The 504-nt window shown below is 43.7% G+C and carries 1 protein-coding gene; it reads right to left on the bottom strand.

Annotated features, from left to right (window positions below; translation table 11 throughout):
• Nucleotides 1–353: DUF72 domain-containing protein (locus R7Z49_RS27955; protein ID WP_318112914.1), on the bottom strand; the 353-nt coding region annotated here is incomplete at its 3' end.
• Between the last annotated feature and the right edge of the window lie 151 nt (nucleotides 354–504).

The raw sequence follows: 504 nt of genomic DNA, 5'->3' as shown, positions 1-504 counted from the left end.
CCAAAAGCGGCAGGAAGCTGAATCGTCCATTGACCGACTCGTTCATGCAGCGGCTCCATGACTTTCATGAAGTCACGTAACTGCTCGCTACAGCCTTTGAGCATTTGTTCGTGGGTGATGGCTTTGGGCAACTTAAACGTGAATTTGAAATCGTCGTGAGTCGCGGCTTTCCAGTTTTGCACCGTGTTGTGTGTCGGAGTGGCGTAAAAGGTGGTATTTCCTTCCACAGTATGAAATACCTGAGCGTATTTTTCTAAACGCTCAGCAGGTTTAGTTCCACTACCGTAAAAGCTTTGTTGCCATTGGTTGTGAGACCACATGGTTAAACCAAGTCGAAGGGGTAAATTATCCATCATTCTTTATTGTTTGTATCTCCTGTACGCACTTTACGAGAGTTTTGCTGAAATAGGTAATTTAGCGCTATAATCAGCACCAATTTTTTCGCTTTGGTGGGCTTTTGAACATTTGTTGTACTAAAAACCACCAGGGAATGATAAAACACAC

Origin of the sequence: Vibrio sp. 1562, assembly GCF_033340155.1 — a bacterium.
GTDB classification, from domain to species: Bacteria; Pseudomonadota; Gammaproteobacteria; order Enterobacterales; family Vibrionaceae; genus Vibrio; species Vibrio alginolyticus.
This window is presented reverse-complemented; position numbering and strand designations above follow the sequence as displayed.